14 protein-coding genes are annotated in these 20,311 nt (G+C 37.2%); 13 read left to right on the forward strand and 1 reads right to left on the reverse strand.

Annotation, left to right across the window (positions count from 1 at the left end):
- Positions 1 to 13: 13 nt before the first annotated feature.
- The 8 genes from B2Z27_RS05435 (at position 14) to B2Z27_RS05470 (ending at position 11,346) form a co-directional block, all read left to right on the forward strand.
- Complete coding sequence (locus B2Z27_RS05435) at positions 14 to 3,133, forward strand: TAT-variant-translocated molybdopterin oxidoreductase (protein WP_286812857.1); 3,120 nt, start codon at positions 14 to 16, stop codon at positions 3,131 to 3,133.
- Positions 3,134 to 3,165: 32 nt separating this feature from the next.
- Positions 3,166 to 4,911, forward strand: coding sequence for an NrfD/PsrC family molybdoenzyme membrane anchor subunit (nrfD, locus tag B2Z27_RS05440; RefSeq protein WP_286812858.1), 1,746 nt, complete (start codon positions 3,166 to 3,168; stop codon positions 4,909 to 4,911).
- Positions 4,912 to 4,913: 2 nt separating this feature from the next.
- The gene (locus tag B2Z27_RS05445) at positions 4,914 to 5,444 is read left to right on the forward strand and encodes a DUF3341 domain-containing protein (protein ID WP_058103949.1); all 531 of its coding nucleotides are present in this window, start codon (positions 4,914 to 4,916) and stop codon (positions 5,442 to 5,444) included.
- Between the two features lie 2 nt (positions 5,445 to 5,446).
- Positions 5,447 to 6,007 (forward strand): c-type cytochrome, encoded by a 561-nt coding sequence (locus B2Z27_RS05450; RefSeq protein ID WP_091606847.1) that lies wholly within the window; start codon positions 5,447 to 5,449, stop codon positions 6,005 to 6,007.
- Positions 6,008 to 6,022: 15 nt separating this feature from the next.
- Positions 6,023 to 7,357 (forward strand): quinol:cytochrome C oxidoreductase, encoded by a 1,335-nt coding sequence (locus tag B2Z27_RS05455; RefSeq protein ID WP_091606845.1) that lies wholly within the window; start codon positions 6,023 to 6,025, stop codon positions 7,355 to 7,357.
- Between the two features lie 36 nt (positions 7,358 to 7,393).
- On the forward strand, positions 7,394 to 8,497 hold the full coding sequence (locus B2Z27_RS05460; RefSeq protein ID WP_074671969.1) for a cytochrome c oxidase subunit II: 1,104 nt from the start codon (positions 7,394 to 7,396) through the stop codon (positions 8,495 to 8,497).
- 62 nt (positions 8,498 to 8,559) lie between these two features.
- On the forward strand, positions 8,560 to 10,389 hold the full coding sequence (locus B2Z27_RS05465; RefSeq protein WP_058103945.1) for a cytochrome c oxidase subunit I: 1,830 nt from the start codon (positions 8,560 to 8,562) through the stop codon (positions 10,387 to 10,389).
- A 129-nt stretch (positions 10,390 to 10,518) separates the two neighbouring features.
- The gene (locus B2Z27_RS05470; protein ID WP_058103944.1) at positions 10,519 to 11,346 is read left to right on the forward strand and encodes a GIN domain-containing protein; all 828 of its coding nucleotides are present in this window, start codon (positions 10,519 to 10,521) and stop codon (positions 11,344 to 11,346) included.
- Here B2Z27_RS05470 and B2Z27_RS05475 read toward each other — a convergent pair.
- Entirely contained in the window at positions 11,343 to 13,607 is a 2,265-nt protein-coding gene (locus B2Z27_RS05475; RefSeq protein ID WP_286812861.1) for an acyl-CoA dehydrogenase, read from the reverse strand. The genes B2Z27_RS05470 and B2Z27_RS05475 overlap by 4 nt on opposite strands.
- 196 nt (positions 13,608 to 13,803) lie before the next feature.
- Between B2Z27_RS05475 and ruvB the strand changes: the two genes are divergently transcribed.
- The 5 genes from ruvB (at position 13,804) to ruvA (ending at position 20,304) form a co-directional block, all read left to right on the forward strand.
- Entirely contained in the window at positions 13,804 to 14,826 is a 1,023-nt protein-coding gene (ruvB, locus tag B2Z27_RS05480) for a Holliday junction branch migration DNA helicase RuvB (RefSeq protein ID WP_071341258.1), read from the forward strand.
- 2 nt (positions 14,827 to 14,828) lie between these two features.
- Positions 14,829 to 15,749 (forward strand): tRNA epoxyqueuosine(34) reductase QueG, encoded by a 921-nt coding sequence (gene queG / locus B2Z27_RS05485; protein ID WP_286813099.1) that lies wholly within the window; start codon positions 14,829 to 14,831, stop codon positions 15,747 to 15,749.
- Between the two features lie 167 nt (positions 15,750 to 15,916).
- Positions 15,917 to 17,236 carry an MFS transporter gene (locus B2Z27_RS05490; protein WP_099189774.1) on the forward strand — a complete coding sequence of 440 codons (1,320 nt, stop codon included), beginning with the start codon at positions 15,917 to 15,919 and terminating at the stop codon, positions 17,234 to 17,236.
- A 118-nt stretch (positions 17,237 to 17,354) separates the two neighbouring features.
- Positions 17,355 to 19,649, forward strand: coding sequence for an NADP-dependent malic enzyme (locus tag B2Z27_RS05495; RefSeq protein WP_071341265.1), 2,295 nt, complete (start codon positions 17,355 to 17,357; stop codon positions 19,647 to 19,649).
- A 73-nt stretch (positions 19,650 to 19,722) separates the two neighbouring features.
- Complete coding sequence (gene ruvA / locus B2Z27_RS05500; protein WP_058103939.1) at positions 19,723 to 20,304, forward strand: Holliday junction branch migration protein RuvA; 582 nt, start codon at positions 19,723 to 19,725, stop codon at positions 20,302 to 20,304.
- Positions 20,305 to 20,311 lie beyond the last annotated feature (7 nt).

The raw sequence follows: 20,311 nt of genomic DNA on the forward strand, positions 1-20,311 counted from the left end.
ACAGATAATACGTATGGCATCAAACAAAAAGTATTGGAAGAACGAAGCGGAGTTAAATCCTAACGATTCCATTGTTGAGGCGCTTAAGCAGAATGAATTTGTGGAGCAGATTCCTGTTGATGATTTCTTGGGTGATAAGGAAACATTGTCTTCTACAAATACCAATCGTAGAGATTTTTTAAAGTATGTTGGGTTTAGTACCGCAGCAGCTTCTTTGGCGGCTTGTGAAGGTCCGGTTGTAAAATCGATTCCTTATGTGGTTTTGCCGGAAAATATTGTTCCTGGAGTTGCTAACTATTACGCAACTACAATTGCAAATGGTTTTGACTTTGCAAGTATATTGATAAAAACGCGTGAAGGTCGTCCTATAAAAGTGGAGAATAACACTTTGGCTAAAATAGGGGGTACCGCAAACGCAAGGGTTCAGGGTTCTGTTCTTTCTTTGTACGACAGTACAAGATTGCAGGGGCCTATGGCAAACGGAGAGCCTGTTGAGTGGGATGTGTTGAAGGCTACGTTAAAATCTAAAATGGGGGCTCTTAAAGGTTCTTCAAAAAAGATTGCCGTACTTACACAGACATATGCAAGTCCGTCAACTGACCGTTTAATGTCTGATTTTGTTGCGGCTAATGAAAATGTTGTTCATGTAACTTACGATGCAATTTCTGAAGATGCGGCTTTGACCGCTTTTGAAAATAAGTATGGTGAAAGGGCTTTAGCTGATTATGATTTTGAGAAAGCTGAAGTAATTGTTTCTTTTGGTGCTGATTTTATTGCTGATTGGCAAGGTGGTGGTTATGATGCTGCTTATTCAAGAGGGCGAGTGCCAAAGAACGGTAAAATGTCTAGGCATATTCAAGTAGAGGCAAACATGTCTTTGACTGGTGCTAATGCAGATAAGCGTTTAGCTATGAAGCCTAGTGCGCAGAAAGTGGTATTAGCCAAGTTGTACGGTAAGTTAAATGGAACTTCTGTGGGTGGTAATACATCCGAATATGATGCATTGGTAGATTCTATTGCTACTGAAATCAAGAAAGCAGGTTCTAATGCAGTTGTGGTAACTGGTTTGGATGATGTAAATGCGCAGTCCGTTGTATTGGCGATAAATGAAATGTTGTCTAGTAAGGCATATGACGCTAGTGCTCCTAAGTATATTAGAAAAGGTAATGTGAAAAGCGTAAATGCCTTAATTTCTGATATGAAGGCCGGTAGAGTAGGTGCTTTGTTAATGGATGGTGTGAATCCAATGTATTCGCTTCCAAATGCTGCGGATTTCAAGGAAGGTTTGTCTAAAGTGGATCTTAGTGTTGCTTTTTCGACAAATTGGAACGAAACTACTGAAGCCGTGCAATATGTTGGTGCTGCAAATCATTATTTAGAATCTTGGGGTGATCTTCAAGTTAAGAAGGGGCATTATAGTTTAATGCAACCTACAATTAAAGAATTATTTGATACTAAGCAATTTCAGTCGGTTGTTTTAGAATTACTGGGAAGTGAGCAAACGTATTATGATTATATAAAAGATACTTGGTCCAGCGGTGTGCTTAATGGTGCAAGTTGGAACCAGGCATTGCAAGATGGTGTCTTTACAGCTGATACCATGGTTGTTGGTGCTGAAGGCGTTGTGCAAGATGTTAATGTAGTTGAAGATGAGGTTGAAATTGCACCGAATTCTTCTTTGGCATCAGCGGTGCGTAGTTTGGCGAATACCACCAGTGAGGGTATGGAGCTTACTTTGTATTCTAAAGTAGGTATGGGTGATGGTCAGCAGGCAAGTAATCCTTGGTTGCAAGAATTCCCTGATCCGATCACAAGGGTTTCTTGGGATAACTATGTGACTATTTCAAAAGCCGATGCTGCTGAGTTAGGTGTAGAAAATGTAAATGTTGCTAACGGCGGAATGGATGGTAACTATGTTAAGCTTACCGTTAACGGTGTTAGTCTTGATAAAGTTCCTGTGGTTGTTCAGCCAGGGCAGGCAAAAGGTACTGTAGGTCTTTCTTTTGGTTATGGTAAAACTGTAGGTTTAAAAGAGGAAATGCAGACCGGAGTAAATGCTTTTAAACTTTACGAAGGGTTTAGTAACATTCAATCCGTAAGTGTTGAAAAAGTTGCAGGTAATCATGAGTTTGCTTGTATTCAATTACATAAAACCCTTATGGGTAGAGGTGATATCATTAAAGAAACTACTTTAGAGATATTTAATACAAAAGATCACGCTGAATGGAATGAAGTTCCGGTGGTGTCTTTAGATCACCAAGAGGTTCCTGCTACATCTGTTGATTTGTGGGATAGTTTTGATCGTACAATAGGGCATCATTTTAACATGTCTATCGATTTGAATGCTTGTACTGGTTGTGGGTCTTGTGTTATTGCTTGTCATGCTGAAAACAACGTTCCTGTTGTTGGTAAGGCTGAAGTAAGAAAATCTAGGGATATGCACTGGTTGCGTATTGATAGATATTATTCTTCAGAAGAAACTTTTGAAGGTGACAACGCTAAAAAAGATGGCTTTGATGGTTTATCTGGTGATAATGGTTCATTAGGTGGTTTTGGTGAGTTGGAAGATCCTTCCGCTAATCCTCAGGTGGCATTCCAACCGGTAATGTGTCAGCACTGTAACCATGCTCCTTGTGAAACTGTATGTCCTGTAGCGGCAACTTCACATGGTAGACAAGGTCAAAATCAAATGGCTTATAACAGATGTGTAGGTACAAGATATTGTGCAAACAACTGTCCTTATAAAGTGCGTAGATTTAACTGGTTCTTATATAATAATAATGACGAGTTTGATTTCCATATGAACAATGATTTGGGTAAAATGGTATTGAATCCTGATGTTAACGTTCGTTCAAGAGGTGTTATTGAGAAATGTTCTATGTGTATTCAAAAAACACAAAAAACAATTCTTGATGCTAAAAGAGATGGTCGTGTTATTCAAGATGGAGAATTCCAAACGGCTTGTTCTTCTGCATGTAGTAATGGAGCCATTGTATTTGGTGATGTTAATGATGAGAAGAGTAAAGTATCAGAATTAAAAGCGAGTGACCGTATGTATCATTTATTGGAGCATGTAGGAACTCAACCAAATGTTTTCTATCACGTTAAGGTTAGAAACACCAACGAAGCATAAACAATAGTAGAAAGTAATTATAACAAAAGTCTATGGCGTCGCATTACGAAGCACCTATACGTAAACCCCTAGTAACTGGAGACAAAGGCTACCACGATGTAACTGTGGATATAGCTGCTCCTGTAGAAGGTAGAGCTAACAAGCACTGGTGGATAGTTTTTTCCATTGCCTTAGTGGCATTTCTTTGGGGAGTAGGTTGTATTATTTATACGGTCTCTACCGGTATCGGTACTTGGGGTCTTAACAAATCTGTAAACTGGGCTTGGGATATTACCAACTTCGTTTGGTGGGTAGGTATCGGTCATGCAGGAACTCTGATTTCTGCAGTATTATTATTGTTCCGTCAAAAATGGAGAATGGCCATTAACCGTTCTGCAGAGGCGATGACAATCTTCTCGGTTGTTCAAGCGGGTTTGTTTCCAATTATACACATGGGTCGTCCATGGTTAGCTTACTGGGTTCTTCCAATTCCAAACCAATTTGGATCATTGTGGGTGAACTTTAACTCTCCACTTCTTTGGGATGTATTTGCGATATCAACATATCTTTCTGTTTCATTAGTATTCTGGTGGACAGGTTTGTTACCGGACTTTGCAATGATTCGTGATAGAGCGGTATTGCCATTTCAAAAGAAAATTTATAGCTTATTGAGTTTTGGATGGAGCGGTCGTGCAAAAGATTGGCAACGTTTTGAGGAAGTATCTTTAGTACTTGCTGGTTTGGCAACTCCTTTGGTACTATCTGTACATACCATTGTATCTTTTGACTTTGCTACTTCGGTAATCCCGGGATGGCATACAACAATCTTTCCACCATATTTCGTTGCAGGGGCTATCTTCTCTGGTTTCGCTATGGTAAATACTTTGTTGATCATCATGAGAAAGGTGTGTCACTTAGAAAACTATATTACGGTTCAGCATATTGAATTAATGAATATCGTAATCATGTTAACTGGTTCAATTGTGGGTTGTGCCTATATTACCGAGTTGTTCATGGCATGGTATTCTGGTGTGGAATATGAGCAGTATGCATTCTTGAACAGAGCAACCGGACCTTACTGGTGGGCTTACTGGTCAATGATGACTTGTAACGTGTTCTCTCCACAGTTCATGTGGTTCAAGAAATTAAGAACAAGTATCATGTTCTCTTTCTTTATCTCTATTGTGGTAAACATAGGTATGTGGTTCGAAAGATTCGTAATTATCGTTACATCATTACATAGGGATTATCTTCCATCATCATGGACAATGTTCTCACCAACATTTGTTGATATTGGAATATTTATAGGTACTATTGGTTTCTTCTTTGTATTGTTCTTATTATATTCTAGAACATTCCCAGTAATTGCTCAGGCAGAAGTGAAATCTATATTGAAATCTTCTGGTGAAAAATACAAAGTGTTAAGAGATGCTGGGAAACCTCTATATCAAATCTCAAAGGCTAAAGTGGAGGTGAAGGAAACGGTAACTGATGATGTATTGATGGGGGAAGTAGTACCATCTGTCGGTGATAAAGTAGGTGTTTCTGATTTGTTGAGTGCTGTGGGTACTTTTGATCCTGCTACACAAGAGGCAGATGATTTAAAGAAAGTTAAAGGTATAGGGCCGCAAATGGAGGCTACTTTAAATGAAATAGGAATCTATACATTTGCTCAAGTCGCTAGAATGACGGAAAGCGAGTATGATCTTTTAGATTCAATTACAGGTTCTTTCCCAGGTAGAGCACAACGTGATGACTGGGCAGGACAAGCATCAATTTTATTAAATAACAAAAGATAAATATGGCATCTAAGGTTATACATGCTTTTTACGACGATGATGATGTGCTAATGCTTGCCGTTAAAAAGGTTAAAGCGGCAAAGCTTCATATAGAGGAGGTTTATTGTCCTTTTCCTGTACACGGTCTTGATAAGGCTATGGGTTTAGCGCCAACTAGAATAGCTATCACTGCTTTTTTATACGGTTGTGTAGGTTTAACAGTGGCGGTATTAATGATGAACTTTATCATGATAGAAGATTGGCCCCAAGATATAGGTGGTAAACCAAGTTTTAGCTATTTGGAGAACATGCCGGCTTTTGTGCCTATTATGTTTGAATTAACGGTTTTCTTTGCGGCTCACTTAATGGTAATAACTTTTTACCTAAGAAGTAGATTGTGGCCTTTTAAAGAAGCAGAAAATCCAGATGTAAGAACAACGGATGATCACTTTTTAATGGAGATTGAAATCCATGACAACGAGCAAGAATTAAGAGATTTATTAATGAATACTGGTGCAGTTGAAATTAGTATATCAGAAAAAAACAGTCATTAAATATGAACAGTTTTAAGAAATTAGCATTAATATTCGGTCTAGCTATTGTGGCAACTTCTTGTCAAGATGATAGTGTTCCTAATTATCAGTATATGCCTAACATGTATGAGTCTGTAGGTTATGAGGCTTATAGCGAGGCAGATTTTTTACCAAACCAGTCCGAAGCTATGTTGCCACCGGCGAATACAATTAATAGAGGGTGGTTGCCATATGAAATTGAAAACTCGCCTGAGGGCAAAGAATTGGCTAGGCTTCAATCAAGTCCATTAGATTCTATGAGCGTAGAAAAGAACTTGGCAAAAGGTAGTCAACTTTACACTATTTATTGTGCTATTTGTCATGGTGATAAAGGTGATGGGCAAGGTACACTTGTAAAAAGAGAAAAAATATTAGGTGTTCCTAGTTATGCGGACCCGGTAAGAAACTTGACGGTTGGATCTACGTATTATACAATCCATTATGGATTGAATTCAATGGGGTCTTATGCTTCTCAAATGAATACTGAAGAGATGTGGCAAGTATCGGAATATGTGATGAAATTGAAACAAGATTTAACCAAATAATAGGTAAGCAATACTATGTATACGTTTTCAAATAGACTTAAAATAGCTTCCATAGTTCTAATGATAGTAGGTGCATTAGGAATTATTGGCGGATTTGTTATGGCTCCTGGAACTATAGCAGAAGCGAAAGAAATGGTGGCAAGTCATGATGAAGGTCATGGTGATGCACATGGAGCTGAAGCAGAACATGCAGTAAAGGAAAATGATCATGCTGTTGCAGATACTCATGGTGAGGAGCACGATGCTTCTCATGATCAGCATTTGTTAGATCAATTAAAGAATAGACCTTGGTCAGCTTTATATGTTGCAGCTTTCTTCTTTATGATGATCGCTCTAGGTGTTTTGGCTTTCTATGCTATACAACGAGCAGCGCAGGCAGGTTGGTCGCCATTATTGTTTAGGGTAATGGAGGCAATTACGGCATACCTAGTTCCTGGAGGAATTATTGTGTTCGTTATATTATTGCTTTCTGTATTACATATGAACCATTTATTTATTTGGATGGATGCAGATGTAGTTGCTCATGATCACTTATTGCAAGGTAAATCTGGATATTTGAATCCAACATTCTTTTTAATAAGAGCTGCAATTTTCTTAGCAGGTTGGATCGGATATAGAGAATACTCTAGAAGATTATCCTTAGCTCAGGATGAGTCTGACGATAACGCTAATTTTAAATTGAATTTTAGAATATCTGCAGCTTTCTTGGTATTCTATCTTATTTCTGAGTCAATTATGTCTTGGGATTGGATTATGAGTGTAGAGCCGCACTGGTTTAGTACATTGTTCGGATGGTACATATTTGCAAGTATGTTTGTATCTGGGATTACAGTGATTGCTATGGTTACCATTTATCTTAAATCAAAAGGTCTTTTGCCAGATGTTAATGATAGTCACATTCATGATTTGGCTAAGTTTATGTTCGGTATTAGTATTTTTTGGACCTACCTGTGGTTTTCACAGTTCATGTTGATATGGTACTCTAATATACCGGAAGAGGTTACTTATTATGTGACTAGAATAGCGGATTATAAACTACCTTTCTTTGGTATGGTTGCTATGAACTTTTTGTTCCCAGTACTTTTGCTAATGAATAGTGATTACAAAAGAATTAACTGGTTTGTAATATTAACAGGTATAGTAATTTTGGCAGGACATTATATGGATATTTTCAATGCTATCATGCCTTCAACAGTTGGTAAGAACTGGTATATTGGTATTCCTGAAATAGGTTCTGTATTGTTTTTCGCTGGATTGTTTATATTCTGGGTGTTCAGAGCGCTTTCTACAGCCCCTTTACAACCAAAGAGAAATCCGTTTATTGAAGAAAGTAGACACTTTCACTATTAATAGATTAATAAGTAAAGTATAACATTTATATATACGATGACGACATTATTGACTTTAGCTGTTCTTGTTCTTGTAGCAATTGCCATTTGGCAATTGACTAAAATCTTTGAATTATCACAGCTTAAAACTACTAAGTACGAGATAGCTACTGATACCGATAACAAGAATAACGGATATATGTTATTTGGGTTCTTGGTCTTCATATACGGAATTACCATTTTTAGTTTCTGGAAATATGGTAAATTTTTATTGCCCGAAGCGGGTTCTGCACATGGTGAAGAGTATGACAACTTAATGTTGGTTTCCTTTATTATCATTTTTATTGTACAAACAATAACTCAGGCGTTACTTCATTATTTTGGATATAAATACGCTGGTAAGGAAGGTCAAAAAGCTTTGTTTTATGCTGATAATGATCGTTTAGAATTTATCTGGACAATAATTCCTGTAATTGTTTTGGCAGGTCTTATTTTGTGGGGTTTATATACTTGGACCACTATAATGGATGTAAATGATGAGGATGATCCACTAATCGTTGAGTTATATGCGCAACAGTTTAATTGGACTGCTAGGTATGGTGGTGATGATAATGTTTTAGGTGGAGCAAATGTTAGAATGATCGATATTGACAAAGCTAACGTATTAGGTTTGGATGAAGCTGATACATATGCACATGATGATGTTATCGTTAAAGAGCTTCACTTGCCAGTTGGTAGAAAAGTTAATTTTAAAATGCGTTCACAAGATGTACTGCATTCTGCATATATGCCACATTTTAGAGCACAAATGAACTGTGTTCCTGGTATGATTACGGAGTTTTCTTTTACACCAATTTACACTACTGAGGAAATGAGAACCAATCCAGATGTCATGGATAAGGTGAAAAGAACAAATAAAATACGCGCGGAGAAAGCAGCTGCTACAGGTGAACCTATAGATCCATGGCAATTTGATTACATTTTGTTATGTAACAAAATTTGTGGTAAATCTCATTACAATATGCAAATGAAGATTATCGTGGAGACCGAAGAGGAATATAATGCATGGATGAAGAGCCAATCAACATTTGCCGAAACGGTAATGAAAGATGAATCTAGTCCTGAAGTTCATTCATTAAGCGCAGTAACAGTAGGGGAATAATCTTTTATTCTCAAGTCATTTTAGCTATTTAAAGAAAATTAATAAAAAATAAGATTACGATTATGTCAGCAACAGCACATGCACATGTAGATGATCACGGACACGACGATCATGGACATCATCATAAAGAAACTTTTGTAACAAAGTACATCTTTAGCCAAGACCATAAAATGATTGCTAAGCAATATTTTATCATGGGTGTATTGGTAATGGGTTTCATTGGTATTGCAATGTCTTTATTGTTTAGAATGCAATTGGCTTGGCCAGGTGAATCTTTTCCTGTATTTGAGGCATTATTGGGTAAATGGGCTCCAGGTGGAGTTATGGATGCTGATGTTTACCTTGCATTGGTTACAATGCACGGTACAATCATGGTGTTCTTTGTACTTACGCAAGGTTTAAGTGGTACATTCAGTAATCTTTTAATTCCATTACAAATTGGTGCACGAGATATGGCATCAGGATTCCTTAACATGGTTTCTTTTTGGATGTTCTTTGTATCTAGTATTATAATGATTATTTCATTGTTTGTAGAAGCAGGACCTGCCGCAGCTGGTTGGACAATTTATCCTCCATTAAGTGCACTGCCAATGGCGCAACCAGGTTCTGGTATGGGTATGACATTGTGGTTGGTGTCTATGGCAATATTTATTGCGTCTTCTCTTATTGGTTCATTGAACTATATTGTAACCGTAATTAATCTTAGAACAAAAGGAATGTCAATGACTAGATTACCTTTGACTATCTGGGCATTCTTTATTACAGCCATAATTGGTGTGATTTCCTTCCCTGTTCTATTGTCAGCAGCATTACTTTTGATCATGGATAGAAGTTTTGGTACTTCGTTCTTCTTGTCAGATATATTTATTCAAGGTGAAGTTTTACACTACCAAGGAGGTTCTCCAGTTTTATTTGAGCACTTATTTTGGTTCTTGGGTCACCCAGAGGTGTACATTGTATTATTGCCGGCATTGGGGATAACCTCAGAAGTAATGTCAACTAATGCTCGTAAACCAATTTTTGGTTATAGAGCTATGATTGCTTCAATTATGGCAATTGCTTTCTTGTCTACCATTGTTTGGGGTCACCACATGTTCATATCAGGTATGAATCCGTTCCTTGGATCTGTATTTACGTTTACAACCCTATTAATTGCTATACCATCAGCGGTAAAAGCGTTTAACTATATTACTACTTTATGGAAGGGTAACCTTCAGTTGAATCCGGCTATGTTGTTTTCAATTGGTTTGGTATCTACCTTTATTACGGGTGGTTTAACGGGTATAGTATTAGGAGATAGTACTTTGGATATTAACGTTCATGATACGTATTTCGTTGTAGCTCACTTCCACTTGGTAATGGGTATATCTGCACTTTATGGTCTTTTTGCCGGAGTTTATCACTGGTTCCCTAAAATGTTTGAAGGAAAATTAATGAATAAGAATCTTGGTTATGTACATTTTTGGGTAACTGCTGTTTGTGCTTATGGTGTTTTCTTCCCAATGCATTTTGTCGGTATGGCTGGTGTTCCAAGAAGGTACTATGAAAACACTGCTTTTCCTATGTTCGATGAGTTAACTAATATTCAAGTATTGATGACTGTTTTTGCTATTATTGCAGCTGCAGCTCAATTGGTATTCGTTGCTAACTTTATCTATAGCATATTCTATGGTAAAGTAGGTCCTAAAAATCCATGGAAATCCAACACATTGGAATGGACAACAGATCAAAAGCATGTTCATGGTAACTGGGATGGACCAATACCTGAGGTACATAGATGGGCTTATGATTATAGTAAGGTCTATGAGAACGGTGAGTATATCATCGCTGGTCAGGATTATGTACCACAACATATTCCTTTGCAAGAAAATGAAGAGGAATTGAATCACTAGAAAAAATCTTATTCTATATAAAAGCCCAACTATACTTAGTTGGGCTTTTTTTTATATTACTATGAGGATATTATTAAGTTGTTCTATTATTGCATAAATTTAAATACCTTCATTTAAAAATACAGTTATATGAAAAAGTTCGCCATTCTGTTTGTAGCATTAATAGTTGGGGTTACAAGCTATTCACAACGTAAGCCTAAAATTAAAGGTAATAAGAATGTTATTGAGGTAAGAGAGGACCTAGAACCGTTTTATGGAATTGAGTTGGCAGATGATTTGGATATTGTTATTCAAAAGGCATCACATGAAGGTTATGCCCTAGAGCTTGATGACAATCTGGTAGATGTACTAAAGTTTAAGGTGGATAACGGGGTGTTAAAAATTTCTTCATTCTATAATATTACCTCTAAGAGAAAACTGGAGATTACCATCTTTTTTCAAGAGTTGAACAGTATTAAAATGTTGAACGGTAAAATCAGTATGAAGGATGTTATTTCTACGGATAAACTTAGGGTGCAGACTTTTGGCACTTCAAGATTGGAATTAAACGCCACTGCTGATATTATTGATGTCAGTATGGAGGAAATTAGTTCTGGCGATTTTAATTTGGCAAGTGATTCTTTAAATATCGTTTTAAAGGATAGAATAGATGTTAAGTTATATACCACCGGTGAAAGCAATAATATTTATATGTATAAAAATGCCTCTGCTAAAGTTGAGGGAACTTCAGATTTTTTAATGGCGAAATTATATGGAAATAGTGCCCTTAAAGCTTCTAACTTACAATCAAATGATGTGTTGGTAATTGCCGAAGATTCACCTGATGTTGAAGTGCGTGCCTTAAATACCATACAACTTAGTTCTAAAGGTGCTACTAGAACTAAGTTATACGGTGATGCAGAGATTACCATTTTGGATTTTTTAGACACTTCTAGATTGGAAAAGGAGAAGAACTAATTGGCAATAGGTGCGGTCATAAGGTGGTCTGGTATGCCAAAACCGTCTATTAAGGTGTTTAAATGAGGTCTAAGTTCGGTACATAGTCGTTCTACTCTTTGGCGTATCGCTTTTGATTTTGTTCCTCCCAAGTAGCCTTGTTCTAGATACCATGATGCATCTTTTCTAATTTCATATAAAGCATGCAATGTCCCAATTTTTTCAAATAGTGTTTTATAGTCAGGATCCGTAATGGTGTTGGTATGCTCTAAGAATGATTTATAGGCCAATTCTGCACTGTAAGCCTTACCAAGTGTCATTAAATGTGTTTGCACCTTTAAGAACGCTTGATAAGAGGGTATTCCTTTTTTAATATATCCTCTAATGCGCATAGCAAGCGTATAGGTTAATCTTCTTGTTCTATATTCAAGGGCATGTACATGAAACTTAGGATTGTATAAATGATCCTTGTCGGTTTTATTGGAGTACATTGGATTTATGGTCGATAGTTTATCACTTAATTGTGAGCTTAAAAGTTTCAAAACGGTAGAAAATCCTGCGCTATTGAATTCGGCTTTAAAATCTGATAAAACCCCTTTTGCGGCCAGCTGTAATAGCACATTGTTATCGCCTTCAAAAGTGGTGAAAATATCCACATCGCCTTTCAAGTCTGCAATACGATTTTCTATAAGGTAGCCTTTGCCACCGCAAGCTTCTCGGCATTCTTGTATAGTGTCATTGGCATACCAGGTTATGATAGATTTCAAACCAGCAACTTGCGTCTCAATTTTTCTCTTGTCCGGTTGAGACTCGTCACAATATAACGACATCATTTTATCTAAGGTAAAATGGTAAACGTAGGCACTGGCAACTAATGGGGTTAAGCGTAATTGATGCGAGGGATAATCCATTAAAAGGTCTTCCTGTATTTTTACACTATCATTGAACTGTCTTCTTTTTAAAGCATGTTTTATGGCGACGGTCAAAGCAAATTTAGCACCGCCAAGTCCGGCTCTTGCAACGCAAATTCTACCGCCAACCAACGTTCCCAGCATGGTAAAGAACCTTTTATTCGGATTTTTTATCTCTGAGTAATATTCACCGTTCGCTAGAATAGTACCATACTTATTTAGCAAATTTTCTTTAGGCACTTCTACTTGATCAAACCATATTTTGCCATTATCTACACCATTTAACCCTAACTTATAACCATTGTCTTCTACGGTAATGCCTGGTAAAAGCTCATGTGCATTATTTCTTAATGGTACCAATATGGCGTGTACTCCTTCATTTTTTCCGTTAACGATCAATTGGGCAAAAACAGATGCCATTTGTGAGTGTAAGGCATTGCCTATATACTCTTTATTGTCATTTCTACCTGGTGTGTGTATAACAATGGTATCTTTTTCCTTGTTGTAGGTTGCTGTTGTTTTAATACCGCGTACATTGGATCCATGACCGGTTTCCGTCATTGCAAAACATCCTAACAATGATGCTTTACCGGCATTTGCTAGATACGTGTTGTGGTGTTTTTTTGTGCCCAGTTTTTGTATGCTACCCCCAAATAGACCGAATTGAACACCAAATTTTATGGCTAAACTTCCGTCTGCCCAAATCATATTTTCAAAAATATGAGCGTAACCTTCCATATTATCGGTTCCGCCATAGTCTTCAGAATATGCCATAGCGCCATAACCTTTTTGTGCTAGAAATTTCACTTGTTCTAGAACGTGCTGTCTAAAATCTTCTTTGTTTCGTCGTATCTGCCAAGAAAAAATTGGGTCATTTAATGTAGACCTAAATTGGTCTATCGTTTGGGCATGTTCACCTTTTAAAATGGAGTCTATTTGCTTTGCTGAATATTGTGCCGATTTTGGATCTAGGTCAATTTGAACATCAAAAAGATGGTTGTAGTGATTGGGTTGTATACCCAAATTGACCTCAATATTTTTTATGCATTCATTAAATGGTATTTCCCCTTGATAGTGTGTGGCCACTTTCTCGCTGAATGCGGTTAAAGGATAGGTGTTGTGCTCCACCAATTTAACACCGCTATTGGCAATTAATTGTTTCCAAGATTTAAGAACACTATCCTTGGGAGGATTATTAACATCTAACCAAGATTTTAATAGTTTCTTGTCGGCAAGTGTTAGTGAACTATCTTCTGAAATGGCATTTTCTGCCACGTTAATTTCCGATGCAGATAAAAGATCATCTGACCAAATAATATAAAATACAGGTATGTACTGTAAAACCGATGCGGTATAAATTTCTGTTGTCATACAATGAAATTACAATTTTTACTTGATATTGAATTCATCTGAATAGACAATACCTATGTTCTATTTTAAATATAACAGATGGTATGTCTTCATTTTGATGGGGCTGCTTTTAAGTTATTTTTAGTTTGGTTAAAATCCTATTTAGGAAAATGATTTGGCTCAAAGTTACCGCGTGTTTGTCTATCTTTGTTAGTGTATGAACGAGTATTTAGACCCATCTGCGGAAGGTTTCTCTAATGAGGAGCTTGATATTGAAAGAGCATTGAGACCTGTAAATTTTGATGATTTTACTGGTCAGGAACAAGTGCTCGAAAATCTTAAGGTGTTTGTTGAAGCTGCCAATAGAAGAGGTGAAGCATTGGATCACACCTTGTTTCACGGTCCTCCGGGATTAGGTAAAACAACCTTGGCAAATATTTTGGCAAATGAACTTGGTGTTGGAATTAAGATTACCTCTGGTCCTGTATTGGACAAGCCTGGAGATTTAGCAGGGTTGTTGACCAATTTAGAGGAAAGAGATGTATTGTTCATTGATGAAATACATAGACTGAGCCCCATAGTAGAAGAATACTTGTATTCCGCAATGGAAGATTACAAAATAGATATCATGATAGAAACAGGCCCAAATGCCAGGTCTGTTCAAATAAATTTGAATCCGTTTACCTTAATTGGTGCTACAACGCGCTCAGGTTTGCTAACAGCGCCTATGCGAGCTAGGTTTGGCATTCAAAGTAGGTTACAGTATTATTCTACAGAACTGTTGTCCACTATAGTAGAACGAAGTGCGGAAATTTTACGGGTTCCTATTTCTCAAGATGCTGCTATAGAAATTGCCGGTAGAAGTAGGGGTACTCCTAGAATATGTAATGCCCTTTTGCGTAGGGTACGAGATTTTGCGGAAATTAAAGGTAATGGTGCTATTGATATGGAAATTTCTAAATTCAGTTTAAAGGCATTGAATGTAGATGCACATGGGTTAGATGAAATGGATAACAAAATTCTTACAACCATTATAGATAAGTTTAAAGGTGGTCCTGTTGGGATAACAACTTTGGCGACCGCTGTGTCTGAAAGTGCCGAAACTATTGAAGAAGTATATGAACCCTTTTTAATTCAGCAAGGGTTTATTATGAGAACACCTAGAGGTCGTGAAGTTACAGAAATGGCTTATAAACATTTAGGAAGAATCAAAGGTGGAATTCAACCAGGATTATTTTGAGTATAGATATCAAATCTAAATGGACCCATAGTATTAAAACCGAAGCCAAACGCCTCGGTTTTTTATCATGTGGTATATCTAAAGCGGATTTCTTAGAGGAAGAAGCGCCAAGGTTGGAAAAATGGCTCAACAACAATATGCATGGGGAAATGAGCTATATGGCAAATCATTTCGACAAAAGATTAGATCCGCGAAAATTGGTGGAAGGGTCTAAGTCTGTCATATCCTTGCTTTTAAATTATTATCCTGAAAATACCCAACTAGAAGATTCTTACAAAATTTCAAAATATGCTTACGGTCAAGATTATCATCACATCATAAAAGGTAAACTTAGGCAATTACAAGAATTCATAACTGAAGAAATAGGCGAGGTACATGGCCGTGCTTTTGTAGATTCTGCTCCAGTGCTCGATAAGGCTTGGGCAGCAAAAAGTGGTTTGGGCTGGGTTGGTAAGAATAGTAATCTTTTAACACAGCAGGTTGGTTCCTTTTACTTTATTGCCGAATTGATCGTAGATATTGATTTAGAATATGACCATGCTGTTACCGATCATTGTGGTACCTGTACTGCGTGTTTAGATGCTTGCCCTACACAAGCTATAGTTGAACCATACGTGGTAGACGGCAGTAAGTGCATTTCTTATTTTACGATTGAATTAAAAAATGAGTTGCCTAATGAAATGAAAGGGTCTTTTGATGATTGGATGTTTGGTTGTGATGTTTGTCAAGATGTTTGCCCTTGGAACCGGTTTTCTAAACCACACAATGAGCCTTTGTTCAATCCTCATCCAGAGTTGTTAAGCATGACCAAAAAGGATTGGGAAGAGATAACAGTGGATGTCTTTCAAAAGGTCTTCAAAAAATCTGCTGTTAAACGAACAAAGTACGGCGGACTTACTAGAAATATTGAATTTCTAAAATAATTTCATTTCCTCAATCGTTTTCGTAGGCATTTCCAATAGATAATCATGCGCAACAGGTTTATTTATATTATATTGGTTGCTACTTTAAATTATGTTTTTCTGAGTTATTACATGATTTTTATGTGAATATGTTAAAATAAACCAGTAGATTATAAACGTTAGCCCTAATGAAAATAACTAAACCAAGTCTTAGTTTTTGGCAAATATTCAATATGAATGTTGGGTTCTTAGGAATTCAATATAGCTTCGGATTACAGCAAACAGCAATAAACCCTATTTTTCTTTATCTAGGCGCACCAGAAGATATGTTGCCAATTTTAAATATCGCTGGGCCTGTAACGGGTTTGATCGTACAACCAATTATTGGAGCCATGTCAGATAAAACTTGGTCTGCACGTTGGGGTAGAAGAAAACCCTATTTTTTGATTGGGGCAATTTTGGGTAGTTTGTGCCTTTTTGCATTTCCTACAAGTCCGGTATTATGGTTTGCGGTAGGACTTTTATGGATTTTAGATGTGGGTAACAATATGGCAATGGAGCCTTATCGTGCTTTTGTGGGTGACAAGCTACCTGAAAAGCAGTTAAGTTTAGGCTACCAAATGCAAAGCCTTTTCGTTGGGGCTGGTATTCTTTTGGCAAACGGGTCAATAGTACTGTTTCAGTATTTGTTTGGTGGCGAGTCTGTAGAAGTGGCGGGTACTATACCTACGTGGTTATATTACTCGTTCTATATTGGTGCAATTCTATCAATTACTACAATTCTTTATTCGGTATTAAAAACTCCCGAAATTCCTCCGTCTTCTTTAGAATTGGAGGAGATAAATGCGGCAAGGGCCAAACCCTTAATGGATCGGATAATGTTTCCTTTCAAAGAAATTGCAGAAGCTATTAAGAGAATGCCCAAATTTATGTGGAGGGTTGGAGCGGTTTATTTATTTCAATGGTATGCATTGTTTATTTATTGGCAATATACTACCCCATTATTTAAGTTGACCATGGGATACTCAACAGGAGAGGCAGCATCTCAATCTGCACAAATGAGTTTAACCTATAATGTCGTTACCATGGTTGTAGCTTTGGCGCTAGTGCCTTTGACCTTAAAATTTGGGGGTAAAAAAGTATATGCGTTGAGCTTGTTTGGTACGGCCTTATCATTATTCACCATACCTTTTATTACGGATCCCATATTGGTTTTGGTGCCAATGGTCCTATTTGGTATTGGCTGGGCGGCAATGATGGGAATACCGTATACAATGGTGTCTAAAGTGGTGCCGCAAGACAGAAGGGGGGTATATATGGGGATTTTGAATATGATGATCGTAATACCCATGGGTATAGAAACTTTGACATTTGGCCCAATCTATAAATATGTACTTGGAAATAATGCTATTAATGCAATGTTGTTCGCAGGAGCTTTCTTTGCAATTTCGGGTATTTTGGCACTAAGACTTAATGTTAGAAGTAAGGCTGCGGTTATAGATTTGTAGAAAATTGTCCGCTTTTTTCTTTCCTAAGGAAAACTATTTAATTTGTTTGCATAAATACTGTTACTATTTACTCTTTTTTGAAGAATACCTTTAAATTTGATCTTTTAAATTAGAACGTATGAGCAAGGAGAAGCAAAGAAGGGAAGCATTGGTGTACCATGCTAAACCTCAACCAGGTAAGATTAAAATAGTTCCTACAAAACCATATAGTACCCAAAGAGATCTTGCTTTGGCTTACTCGCCAGGTGTGGCAGAGCCTTGTTTAGAAATAGCAAAGAATAAGGATAATGCCTATAAATATACTTCTAAGGGGAATTTGGTAGCTATTATTTCTAATGGTACCGCGGTATTGGGATTAGGTAATATTGGTCCTGAGGCTTCAAAACCGGTTATGGAAGGTAAAGGTCTTTTGTTCAAGATCTTTGCAGATATAGATGGTATCGATATTGAGGTGGATACTGAAGATGTTGATAAATTTATTGAAACTGTAAAGATGATCGCCCCAACTTTTGGCGGTATTAATCTTGAAGATATTAAAGCTCCCGAAGCTTTTGAGATAGAGCGTAGGTTAAAAGAGGAGCTTGACATTCCTGTAATGCACGATGATCAACACGGTACTGCTATTATTTCTGCGGCAGCGTTGTTGAATGCTCTTGAAATTGCTGAGAAGAAAATAGAAGAGGTACGTATAGTTATTAGCGGTGCCGGCGCAGCAGCAGTATCTTGTACAAAGCTTTATAAGGCTTTTGGAGCAAAGGCAGAGAATATTGTAATGCTAGATAGTAAGGGCGTTATTAGAAAAGATGCTGAGAATCTGTCGGCAGCGAAGAAAGAATTTGCAACAGATAGAAAAATAGATACCCTGGATGAGGCAATGGTAGATGCCGATGTTTTTATCGGACTTTCCATAGCTAATATTGTTTCTCCTGAAATGTTAAAGTCTATGGCGCCAAATCCTATTGTTTTTGCCATGGCGAATCCTGATCCGGAGATAGCATATGATTTGGCTATAGATACCCGTAAAGATATCATCATGGCAACGGGAAGATCTGATCATCCTAACCAAGTGAATAATGTTCTTGGTTTTCCATTTATATTCCGTGGAGCTTTAGATGTAAGGGCTACAGCCATTAATGAAGCTATGAAAATGGCTGCGGTAAAAGCTTTGGCCGAATTAACAAAGCAACCAGTGCCAGAACAGGTGAATATTGCATACGGTGAAACTAGATTAACATTTGGTAGGGAATATATAATACCAAAACCTTTTGATCAGCGACTTATACATGAGGTACCACCTGCTGTGGCCAAGGCGGCAATGGATAGTGGTGTGGCAAAAGCGCCTATTTCAGATTGGGATAAGTATAAAGAGGAATTAATGCTTAGATCCGGTAATGATAATAAAGTGGTTAGGCTGTTACATGGTAGGGCACGTAGTAATGCGAAGAAAATAGTTTTTGCCGAAGCGGATCATTTAGATGTGTTGAAAGCGGCACAAATTGTTCATGAGGAGGGCATTGCCGAACCTATTCTTTTAGGAAGAAAAGACATTATTCTGGAACTTAAAAAGGAGTTGGAATTTGATGCCGATATAGCTATAATCGATCCAATGTCCGATGAGTTTGATGAACGTCATGTACGTTATGCTACCAAGTATTGGGAAAGTAGAAAAAGAAGCGGGGTTACATTTTACAGTGCAAAGATAAAAATGCGCGAGCGTAACTATTTTGGTGCAATGATGGTACTTGAGGGTGATGCTGATGGTATGGTCTCTGGGTATTCTAGAGCTTATCCTACGGTAGTAAAACCTATTTTAGAGGTTATCGGTAGAGCTTCCGGTGTAAAGAAAGTAGCTACGGTAAATATTATGATTACCGAAAGAGGACCGTTATTTTTGGCGGATACCTCTATTAATATAGAACCAAATGCCGAAGAATTGGCAGATATTGCAAAAATGACGGCTAATGTAGCGTCAACGTTTGGTTTTGATCCTGTATTGGCAATGTTAAGCTATGCCAACTTTGGCTCTTCAACACATCCTAACGCAACTAAGGTGAGAGAAGCTGTACGTATTCTTCATGAAACTGCACCAAATTTAGTAGTCGATGGGGAAATTCAAACAGATTTCGCCTTGAACAAAGAATTACATGAAAGTAAATTCCCGTTTTCTAAGCTTGCCGGTAGAAAGGTGAACACTTTGATCTTTCCTAATTTGGAATCATCGAACATTACTTACAAATTGTTGAAAGAGTTAAATGGAGCGGATTCAATTGGTCCTATAATGGTAGGTTTAAGAAAGGCAGTTCATATTATGCAACTGGGTGCTAGTGTAGATGAAATTGTAAACATGGCAGCTGTGGCCGTAATAGATGCTCAAGAACGAGAAAAAAGAAAAAAAGCAAAAGAATCTAAATAAAAGTTTATAAATAGAATAACATAAATGGGGAAATAGGTAGACATACTTTTTTCCCCTTTTAATTTAAAGGAACATGATACACCACTTAAAAGGAAAATTAGTAGAGAAAAACCCAACTCATGTTATTATTGAATGTGGTGGGGTTGGCTATTTTGTAAATATTTCTTTGAATACTTTTTCAAAGTTGCCGGAACAGGAAAACATTTCTGTATTTACGCATCTACAAGTGAAAGAAGATTCTCACACACTCTTTGGTTTTGTTGAAAAATCAGAGCGTGAGATTTTTAGATTGTTGTTATCGGTTTCTGGTATTGGCTCAAGTATAGCCAGAACCATGCTTTCTTCTATGTCACCTTCTCAAGTAAGGGATGCTATTGCCAATGGTGATGTGGCTTCAATACAAGCTGTAAAAGGTATTGGTGCCAAAACTGCCCAGCGTGTAATTTTAGATCTTAGGGATAAGGTCTTAAAAGTTTACGATATAGACGAACTTTCGTTAAGTACAAACAATACAAATAAAGATGAAGCGTTATCTGCTTTAGAAGTTCTAGGCTTCGCACGTAAACAATCAGAGAGGGTTGTCGATAAAGTGCTAGGTCAAGATGCTTCGCTAAGTGTCGAGAATATAATTAAACTCGCGCTCAAAAATTTGTAATAAGTTT

This window comes from Maribacter sp. UBA3344, from assembly GCF_002362375.1.
GTDB lineage: Bacteria > Bacteroidota > Bacteroidia > Flavobacteriales > Flavobacteriaceae > Maribacter > Maribacter dokdonensis.